At 53.9% G+C, this 11,429-nt stretch carries 2 protein-coding genes; both read right to left on the minus strand.

What is annotated here, in order from left to right:
• Positions 1-3: 3 nt before the first annotated feature.
• Entirely contained in the window at positions 4-6,390 is a 6,387-nt protein-coding gene (locus QNM19_RS23920) for a non-ribosomal peptide synthetase (protein ID WP_284027293.1), read from the minus strand.
• Between the two features lies 1 nt (position 6,391).
• Entirely contained in the window at positions 6,392-11,401 is a 5,010-nt protein-coding gene (locus QNM19_RS23925) for a non-ribosomal peptide synthetase (RefSeq protein ID WP_082225350.1), read from the minus strand.
• Between the last annotated feature and the right edge of the window lie 28 nt (positions 11,402-11,429).

The raw sequence follows: 11,429 nt of genomic DNA on the forward strand, positions 1-11,429 counted from the left end.
TCATTATAATTCCATTTCAAATTCGGCGTCAGGGATGGCTTGTTCAGCCAGCAGCCGATCTACGGCGGCGGCAAATTCGGCCAGCACCGGATGCGTCAGTAGGGTGGCCAGTTCAATACTGACCACAAATGCTTTTTCGCACTCGGCGATTAACCGGGCAGCCTGTACAGAAGAGCCACCCAGCTCGAAAAAGTCATGATTGATATTCAGCTCAGACACGCCGAGCAGTCGCTGGCAGAGTTCGAGCACGGTTTGCTCTGTTGGGGTTTGTGGTGCCCGTTGTTCGACCTGAAGCTGATCCAGTTCAGGTTGTGGCAGTTGTTTCAAATCCAGCTTGCCATTTAAGGTCAGCGGGAAGTGACTCACAAACAGCAGGTGCTTTGGTCGCATATAAGGGGGCAGCTGTGCGTTCAGCCAGTTGAGCAAGGTGCGAGACTGTGACTCTGCCACTTGTACGGTATCACCCTGATTTAACACACAGTAAGCGATCAGTTGTTGTGCATGACCTTGTACCTGACAGACGACGGCCTGAGCTATATCGGGGTGGGCCAGTAGTTTTGCTTCAATCTCGCCCGGCTCTATGCGGTAGCCATTAATCTCCAGCTGCTGATCGGTACGTGCCACAAACTGCAGGGTGTCTTTATCGACCCGACGTACTAAGTCACCGGTCCGATATACCTGCTCATGGAGGCGTTGTGAGTCGTGGTGCAGTGTGAGTTCGAAGAAGTGCGCTGCTGTTTTATCGGCATTTTGCCAATAACCCAGTCCGGTACTACTCCCTGCACTGTGTAGCTCGCCGCAGCCACCTGGTGGCACAGGTCGCTGATATTTATCCAGTACATACAAGCGGCTATTGCGAATAGCACGCCCTATGGTGACAGGCTGCTGCGGGAGCACCTCGGCCTGGCTGATGCAGACACTGGTTTCACTGAGCCCGTACTCGTTGTACAAGGTTTTTGCCAGCGGTATGTGCACCGGATTCAGTGGCGCACCGCCTACAAACAGCACGTCTAACTCGCACGTCGCCAGCAGATCCGGAAACTGATTGACCAGAACGGTGGGCACGAAAGCAACATCGACCTGCTGACGACGCAGGAAATCACATAATCTGGGCACGTCACGACGGATCGCCTCAGGCATGATCTCCAGTCGTGCGCCCGCAGCTAATGCAGGAAATATTTCTATGATGGACGCGTCGAACACATATTCTGCATACTGACTGGCAATTACCTGACGTGACCGACCAATTAAGCGGTGGCTGTACATCATGTGTTCTGAGAGGTTGATAAGGCCACGATGGCTGAGCATGGCCCCTTTGGGTGTACCAGTGGTACCTGAGGTATAAATGAGATAAGCGAGGCGATCTGCGCTGTGGTTAAAGTCGATACAATAAGAGTCGGATTGCGTTTCTGGCCAGTCACGCCAGTGATACAGCAAAGTGGGCACCGTTGACCAGCTCAATGCATCATCACTGAGTAGCAGCGCACACTGTGCCTGCTGCAACAGAGTTTCGCGCCGGGATTGCGGGTGGTTAGGCGACAGCGCAACGAATGCCGCACCGGCCTTGAGTGTGGCCAGCATAGCGATGATCATGTCGCAGCCTTTGTGAAAGTGCAGCGCGACATGGGCGGGCTCAGCACCCGGTGTACCCAGACGTTGATGCAATGTGGCGGCCAGTTGTGACGACAAGCTATCCAGCTCAGCATAACTCAGTTGCTGGTCTTCAAATGACAGGGCGATGTTATGTGGTGCACGTTGGCAGGCTTGGGCAAAGCAGGCTAACCAGTTTGTTTGTGATTCACTGTACTGCTGAGCTTGTTGGGCAACGAGTGCCTGAAACTGTATGTCACTCAGCAGTGGGCAGTCGCGCACTGCGCGTTCTGGTGCACTCACCAGATTCTCTAACAGCACCTGGTAGAATGCCAGGAATTGTTCGCAGCGAGTGGCATCAAAGCGGGTCGTGGCGTAGGTGAATTGCCCTTGTAACTGAGTGCCATCGTCTTTAAAGACCATATTCCATTCAAACTTGGCCGGGGTATAGGCGTAATCCTGCGGGTTTTCCTGGATCACCTCAAAGCCGTTAAATGCCTGATCCATTGGGTTGAACTGGTCCAGGGTGAAGAACAGCTGGAAGAGCGGCGACAAACCACTTTGTCGCTCCACGTTCAGTGCGTCTGCCAATACATCCACCGACACCCCCTGATGACTTTTGGCTTCATGAACCTGTCCCTGCACTTGTGTCATGAGCGCGGTAAAGCTGAGCGTGCTGTCTAAGCGCAGAGGCAGCGCCAGGGTGTTAACAAAGTAGCCCATCAGCTCATGACTATCCGGATGGGCGCGGTTGTCGCTGGGAGTGCCAATCACGATGTCGTCCCGGTCAGCCCAGAAGCACGCGGCGAGCTGAAAACTGCTTAGTAGCGTAGCATACAGACTTACACCCTGTTGTTGCGCCAGGGCGCGTAATGACTGGGTCAGGGTATTAGGTAACGTGAAGGTCAGCGCCCGACCTTGCGGATCATAGCTGGCACTGCGGCTAAAGTCGCTTTCCCAGGGGGTCAGGTCTATACCGGCAAACGCCTGCTGCCAGTAAGCCAGCTCAGTGCTGTCGTCTTGTTGGCTTCGCCAGTACGCGTAATCCCGGTAAGTCAGTGCAGGAGGGGTGATAACTTTGCCGGCCATTTGCTGATCCAGCTCATGGATAAAACGCTCGACTGACCAGCCGTCAAAGGCAATATGATGAAACACCAGCAGCAGTCTGTAGCTTGGCAAAGGGCCTACGCGTAATTGTGCCACTTTCACCGGGGCTGAGGTGTCCAGTGCAAACGGCGCATTGACAAATTCCTGTAATCCTCTGTCATTATTGCCACTCACTGCCAATACCTGACAAGGTATGGGATAGCGAGTCTGACTGATATACCAATGACCCTGATCATCCTGTTCGTACCCTTGCTGTAACACCAAATGTCGGCTGATCACCTGTTGCACCCCCTCCATCAGGGCCTGTTGATGCGCGAGGGAATCGCAGCCCAGCATGAGTGGGATATGATAGGCACCGGCGGTGGTGGCAAGGCGTTCACTCAGCAGCATGGCCTGTTGTTGCGGGGTGACAGCGACGCGCGTAGCAGGATCTGTGAGCACGGGGATTGGCGCAATATTATGCTGAGAATCCAGGTTGGCCAGCAGCGCAGCGGGTGTCTTATGAGTAAACAGTGCTTTGAGTGTGACTGCCAGTGATAAGGTACGCTGCATTTTGGCAACCAGCGTCATCGCACTGAGTGAATTGCCCCCCAGCGCAAAAAAGCTGTCATACATGCCCACTTGTTCAACCCCCAGGTGCTCAGCCCACAGTGCACACAGATCTTTTTCTAGCGGGCTTTGCGGCGCTACATAGGTGGTACTGATGTTGATGTCCAGTGGCGTGAGGGCACGGGCATCGACTTTGCCAGAGGGCAGCAGAGGCAAGGTCGCACTGCATTGTATTGCCGCCGGGTGCATATAGTCTGGCAGGCGCTCACTTAGCCAGGGCAATAACTGCTCGAGCGTTAGCGTGCTGTTGGTGCCGAGATACGCAACCAGTGCCGGCCCCTGAGCCAGGGTCTGTACTTTCACACAGGCTTGTTCAATATCGCCATGTTTTAGCAGCACGGCCTCAATTTCGTTGAGCTCAATACGATAGCCTCGGAGTTTGACCTGCGCATCATTACGGCCCATAAATTCGAGGTTGCCACAGGGCAGACGACGTGCCATATCACCAGTGCGGTAGGCACGCCCGGCAGCGGTGGTGATAAAACGTGCTTCGGTTTGTTCTGGCAGATTGAGATAGCCGCGGGCAATACTGTGGCCGGAAATGAGTATCTCACCGGGACAGCCCACTGGCAGGGCACTTAAGGTGTCATCGACGATGTCGATGGTGACATGACCAAGGGGCTTGCCAATGGCTTTGAGGTTTTGCTGTTGGGCAAACTGGGTATGCACCGTTGCTGTTACCGTGGCTTCTGTGGGGCCATATTCGCTGAACAGGCGCTGTTGCCAGGTATCGATCAGACTTTGACTACAAGATTCGCCGCCAAAAACCACACGCCGGATGGCGCTGGCTTTACCGCAGTGACCTATGGTCTGCAAATGCGATGGCGACGCCACCAGGTGGGTGACTTCCCGGTCGAGAATTTCTTCTCGCATTGCCAGCGGGTCGTTGCAGCTGCGCTCGCTGGGGATGACCAGGCAGGCGCCACTGAGCAGGGTCATAAATAAGGGTTCGACCGAGGCATCAAAAAAGTAAGGCGGTAACCAATAGGTCCGCTCGTCAGCGTCGAACTGATAGACCTCTGAGATACTATGCACCAGCGCGTCAACATGGCCATGCTCGACCATAACGCCCTTAGGTTGTCCGGTACTACCCGAAGTATAAATGACATAGGCGAGTTGCTCAGCACAGCGGTGCGGTAACGCATCATCCGCCGGGCCTGTTAGTAAGGCCTCTGTTGTGACCACAGGCAGGGCACTCGGCTGCGCCAGTTGCTGTGCCTGTGTGGCCAGATGGGGCAGTGTCAGTAGCAACGCCGCGCCACTGTCACCGAGAATAAACTGATTGCGGCTACTGGCCTGGGTCGGGCTCAGGGGCACATACGCAGCGCCAGCAGCGAGGGTGGCTAAAATAGCGGTAACCATCTGTGGGCCACGGACAAACATCAGCGCGACTTTGGGGTCGTCATGATGGGCAATCTGAGCGCGCAGATGAGTGGCCAGTGTTCTGACTTCCCGGGCCAGCGCACGATAGCTCGTTGTTTGTTCCTGGTAAATAAGTGCGGTGGCATCCGGGGTCTTTTCGGCTTGCTCGATAAAGCGTCCATACAGGTGCTCATACACAGGCTTTTCCGCACTCAATGGGTTGTTTGCGGATTGGGCTTCAGGTACATAAGTGTGCGATTGCAAAGGCTGGTGGGGCGCGGCCACACAAGACTCAAGCAAGTGAATAAAGGTTTGACGAAAGGCATCAATGTAAGCGTGACTGAAGCGGTTTGGGTTGTAATCAATCTGACCTGAGATAGTCTCTTCGCTGTCATCCAGTGCCAGCAGCAGATCAACCTTAATCGGCTGGTACAATTCTTCATCACTGAGCAGCGGACTGAGCGCAAAGGGTAGTGACAGCGCGGGGTCGAGCTGACTGGCCAGCTTTTGCACACTGAACATGATTTGCAGCGCACTTTGCTCACGGTCGTCCTGGGCAAAATACTGAACCACTTCGTCAAATGGCAGATCCTGATGTTGCTTGGCCTGATGCAGGTTTTCTTTCACTTGTGTGACCAGCTGCGCGAAGCTGGCTTGTTTGTCCAGTTGTGCTCGCAAGGCCAGGGTATTGACAAAGAAACCAATAATATCCTGTGTCTGCGGGTGATCCCGGTTATCAGAGGGGACACCAAGCAGCACATCATTCTGATTGGTGAAGAGCATTAAGGTATAATAGTAGGTACTGAGCAACACACTAAATGGTGTTGCACCGAGGTTGCTGGCCAGCTGACGGACCTGCGTGCCAAGTGGAGTAGGCAAAGTGAAGTACACATTGCTGCCGCGTGTCAGTGGTGTACTTAGCGGCTCGCTCAGCGTCTTTGGCAGCCGGGTTGGCAGCGCGCCTTGTAAGTAGGTCTGCCAGTAATCATGGGCTTTTTGCTGGTCCAGATCTTGGTGCCAGGCTGCGTAATCAAAGTATGATAAAGGCGATGTTTGTTGCGCCGCCCACAAGGGATCACCCAGGGCCTGGCCCAGCTCCGTAAAAAACAGCTGCATTGACCAGCCGTCAAAGGCTATGTGATGCCATAAAAACAGTGTGTAGGTGGTTGATGCACAATGATAATGCACCACTCGCATGGGAGCGTCCTGGGCTAGATCAAAGGGTGTCAGCACCTGAGCTTTCACCTCAGCTTTGAGTGTCTGTTGATCGACACATTCATGCTGCTCTGAATGCCATATCGTGCTACGAGGCTGGCAATAGAGCAGGTCGTCATGTTCGACAATCTGGCTGTTTAAGATCGGATGACGCACCGTCAGGGATTGAATCGCCTTATCCAGTGCTGCAATGTCAACGGGATGGGTGTGCTCAACCAGCATCGGAATATGATAGGCACAGCGCTGCGGCTGCATTCGGTCAACAAATAACAGCCTTGCCTGGGCATTCGACAATGAAGACAGCTGCAACACAGACCAGCTTAAAAAGGCCTGCTCCGAGTGTATCTGATGCTCTTCAAGCAAAGCCAGTAAGCATGGTTTGTTGGCTTTTAACTCGGCAATCAATTCTGCTGCGACGGTTTCCTCATATCCCAGTGCCAGCGAATTGTTGTCACCCAGCCAGACCCGCAGGCCTTGCGCATGTAGTTTTTGAACAAAAGATAACATATTAAAGCTCCATGACCTGCTTTGCGCTGGTCTGTGTTGCACGCTGTGAACGAACGATGGTATTTACCTGAGTGCTGCTCAGGTGCTCTGCCAGAGTGGCAATGTTTGGGTAACTCAGTAAGGCTGATAGTGGCATTGCCAGCTGCATAGACTCCTGCGCTTCGCGTACCAGCTTGACCGCCAGAATAGAGTTTCCTCCCAGCTGGAAGAAGTCATCCTGGATCCCCACCTGGCTCACTCCCAGGATCCGTTGCCAGAGCTGGCAAAGCTGCTGTTGTAAGGGGGTCTGAGGTGCCACATAGCTGCTCTGACTGGTTAGACTAGGCGTAGGCAGCGCTTTTTTATCCAGCTTGCCGTTAACCGTCAGTGGAAAAGCATCCAGCGCAATGAGCTGGTCTGGGATCATGTAACTGGGCAGGCGGGTAGCCAGACGCTGACGTAGCGCTTCGCACTCGCTGGTATGCTCGGCAGGAACTATATATCCCACCAACGCCGTTTGCCCCTGATTGTCATAGGTCAGTACACAGGCTTTTGAAATTTCGCTGAAGGTCAGTAACTGTGCTTCTATCTCGCCCAGCTCTATCCGGTGACCTCGGATCTTGACCTGGTCGTCAAGCCGGCCCAGATATTCCAGGTGTCCGGTTGGGAGCTGGCGTGCTTTGTCACCGGTGCGATACACCCGACATTCACGCTCGCCCAGGGTCAGAGTAAAGAAGCGCTCCGCACTCAGCGCATCACGATTCAGGTAACCCGCTGCCAGGCCTGCGCCGGTGATATAGAGTTCACCCGGGCAACCCACAGGGACAGGACGATGTTGTTCATCCAGCACCAGCGCCTGCATGTCGGCTAGCGGCTTACCGATGTCGGCAATGTGGCGTGGCATCGTGGCGCTCAGGGTCAGTGCGGTGACGTGTACTGTGGTCTCGGTGATGCCATACATATTGACCAGGGTGATGCGATCACCATATTGCTGCCACCAGGACGCCAGCTTGCTGTAGTTCAGTTGTTCGCCGCCAAAAATGACATAGCGCAGGGTAGTGAGCGGCACCTGAGCGCTGCTGGCGATGTCGGCAAAGGTATAAAATGCACTGGGCGTCTGGTTGAGCACGGTGACGCCAAATTGCTGACATTGCTCGACAAACTGCATACTGTCGCGGATCTCCAGGTAGTCCGGAATAAACAGCTTGCCACCATAAGCCAGCGCGCCCCAGATCTCCCAGACACTGAAATCAAAGATATAGTCGTGGTATAGCACCCAGGTATCTTGTGTTGAAAAGCTGAAATGCTGCTCCGCGGCACTGAGCAGACGGGCGACATTGCCATGGGTTTGCACCACCCCTTTGGGCTTGCCTGTGGTGCCAGAGGTATAGATGACATAGGCCGGATCTGCGCCAGTGATGGTGCAAGCGGGCGGTGTGTCCGGATAGCTGAACAGGGTTGTCTCATCATCCAGGAAAAGGGGTGTCAGCTGCGGTGTATTCAGTTCATCAATGAGTTCACGATAGCTGATGACGACCTGTACCTGAGCATCTTCGAGAATAAAGCCATTGCGACTGACGGGCGCACGCGTGGACAGTGGCACATAGGCAGCCCCTGCTTTTAGCACGCCGAGAATCGCAACCAGGGTATCCGGGCCCGGCGGTAAATATAGTCCGACAAACTGACCGCTCACATTCTGGGTCATCAGCCAGTGTGCCAGCTGGTTCGCGCGACGCGTTAGCTGATCGTAACTCATGGAGCCAGTTGAGGTGAACAAGGCGGTATTATCTGGGTGGCGCTGAGCCTGTTGTTCGAATAAGGCAGTCAGGCTTTCACTGGAGTGCAACGGGGTAGTGAGCGGTTCAGGTTGCGTTGCCGCGGGTGCCAGTGCAGCCACAGGCTGAGACAGCGCTGAGGGTGACGTACATGCGACCAGCTGTGCTAACAGGTGGGCAAAGTTGCTGGCCATAGACTCGATGAACCACAGATCATAGCGGCTGCGGTCATATTCCCATTGCATGACAACAGGGCGGTCAGGATCCTGACTGTGCATGTCCAGCATCGCAATGTTCAGTTCGAATTTAGCATCCTGCGCCGGTACACCCTGATCGAGCTGAATGTCTTTGAATGTGTCCAGGGGGGTTGCGGGCTGCGGTGTGTCCTGGAAGGTAAAACATACCTGAAACAGCGGGTTTACGCCGGGAATACGCGGCACATTGAGTGCATCAACCAGCGCCGGGAAGGGTAAAGTCTGGTTTGCTTGTGCTTCTGCGCACACCTCAAAGCTTTGTTGGACTAGCTCCTCGATGGTCGTCTGCGGATCACTTTGTAAGCGGTGCACCACCGTATTCACCAGCATACCCATGGTGGTATCAAGCTGAGGATGGTTGCGATTGGCCATAGCTGAACCAATACAGATATCCTCATCTCCACTGAAGCGCGACAGTACAATATATAATGTGGCCAGCGTGGCTGAAAAGGGAGTTATCTGATTGCGCTGACAAAATTGCTGAAGCTGTTGCCAGACGTGTCTGGGTAGTTCAAGGCGATAGGTATCGGCGCTGACGGGCACGTCTGGAGCCAGCTGTGAAACAGGTAAATTGATACGCGGCGGAGCGGACTGCAACTGGGTCTGCCAGTACAAACGTTGCTGCTGTGCCTGCTCGCTGTTCAGCCACTGCGCCTGGTGGCAGGCATAATCGGCATATTGAATGACATCGGGCTCCGCGGCAAGAGACTCGCCATTGCTGAGCTGGGCATACAGGGCCAGTAATTGTGTTGCAAACTGATTGGCTGACCAGCCGTCATGGATCAAATGGTGCTCTACTTGCAGCAATACGTGCTTTTCAGTCCCCAGTTTAACCAGTGTCCAGCGTGCCAATGGCAGGCTGTCCAGCCTGAATGGAGCATTGAGCTGGTCCAAATGCTCGGTGATCTTCGCCTGGGCGTCCTGTTCACTCAGATCGCTGTAATCTACGATCGGTAGTTCAGGGACAAAATGCGGGTGGATATGCTGCAGCGGTTCGTGCAGGTCAAATGACGTTCGATAAATTTCGTGACGCTGTACCAAACTACTGAGTGCACCTTGCAATGCCGCCGGGTCGAGCACACCACTCAGGGTCAGGCGGCTGACCGAATGATAGGCGAGATTATCGGGTGCCTGGCGCGCTAAAAACCACAGCCCACTTTGTTGTGCCGACAGAGGCGCAGTGTGTTGATGGTGCGCTGCGCGCGGGGCAATGTCGACGGGCGGACGGGCATTGTGAGTCAGTAGCGCCTGCCAGATCTGCGCCGGGGTACGCAAGCGGTAAATCAGCTGGGTATCCAGATGTAAGTTAAGCTGTTGCTGAACCTCATTGGCGATGCGGATCGCAGAGATGGAGTCACCGCCTTGTGCAAAGTAATCACTGTGCCAGTGCAGCTCTGCCGGACAATAGCCCTGCATCAGGGTCAAAAAAGCGTGCTGCGCATGCGATAACTGAGCATCCTGATGAGTGTGCTCCACTTCGATAGGTAATGCCGCCAGTGCGCGTTTATCCGTTTTGCCGTTTTCTGTCATTGGCAGCTGACTGAGCAGAACGATTAGGTCGGGTTGCATGTAATCTGGCAGAGCGTGGCTAAGGTGGTTGGCGATGTCCTGAGTCTGAATGGCTTCATCATGCTGTGTCACGACATAGGCGGCGAGTAAGCGACGATTACCTTGTTGTTTGATAACGCAACTGACCAGCTTGACGGAGTCTAAAGTGGCGATGGTTTGTTCGATTTCTTCAAGTTCGATACGAAAGCCGCGTAGTTTGACCTGACCATCATCACGTCCGGCAAAATGGTATTCCTGGCCATCAAAGGAGGCTAAATCACCGGTTTTATATAAACGGCTGAAGCCGCTGGCATCGCACTGGGGGTCGTAAAAAGGGTTGGCGATAAAGCGACTTTGAGTCAGCTCGTCACGGTTAAGGTAGCCCAGCGCCAGACGTGGGCCACTAATATAGAGTTCACCAACTTCACCTTGTGGACAGGGTTTAAGCTGGGGATCCAGCACATACAAGAGCGTGTCATTGAGTGGCCGACCAATATTCAGCTCACTGTCTTGCGCTGAAAAGCGATGCAAACTGGTTGCAACGGTGTTTTCTGTTGGGCCATACCCATTATAAATAGCAGTGACCTGGCTGTAGGCCTCGAGCATGGCCACATTGGGTGTCTCACCAGCTACGATCAGGCACTTGAGTGCGCTGAGCTGGTGCGGTGGAATTAACGCCAGGAGTGCAGGTGGAATAGATGCAAATTCGATGTCGTTTTGCTGTACCAGTGTGCTCAGGGCCTGCGCATCTTTACGTTCATGCTCGCTGGCAATATACACGCTTTGCCCCAGCAATAAATGGACGAACAGCTCGAATACGCTGGCATCAAAAATGTACGAGGCAAATAACAGAGCGCGCTGATACTGTGGCGTGTTGAACGCGTCAATATGGGTATCGGCGAGGTGTAAGATATTTTGCGCGGGGATCTGCACGCCTTTGGGTTGTCCGGTTGTCCCTGAGGTATAAATCACATACCCAATCGCATCTTGCGTGTGTGCGGGGGCTGTGTCGAGTGCCTCCAGGGAGCTTAGGGTGTCTACGCACAGCTGCGGGCGGCCCGCAATGGCCTCAACCTGGCTGAGATGACTGTGAGTCAGGATCAGGGCTGGCTGACTATCTTGTAATATAAACTGGGTACGTTGCGCTGGTGCATCGGTAGAAATGGGAATATAGCCAAGCCCGCAATGCAGAACCGCCAGCATACTGACGACCATATCAATGCTGCGCTCGTGATAAAGTGCAATATAGTGAGAAGAAGGGGCTGTTTCTGCCTGTTCAGACAGTTGCAGACGGATGTGTCCAGCAAGAAAAGTAACCCGCTGTGCCAATTCCTGATAGCTAATATGATTATTTTCATAAATAAGCGCAGTTCGATTCGCATATTTGCCATAAACTTGTGAGAGAGTTTTCGCCAGTGGTGGCATGCCACAGTCTGAAAAATGCTTCGTGTTCACGTCTTCTAGTCCTTCGCTAACATGTTCA

Origin of the sequence: Pseudoalteromonas ardens, assembly GCF_030125445.1 — a bacterium.
GTDB lineage: Bacteria > Pseudomonadota > Gammaproteobacteria > Enterobacterales > Alteromonadaceae > Pseudoalteromonas > Pseudoalteromonas ardens.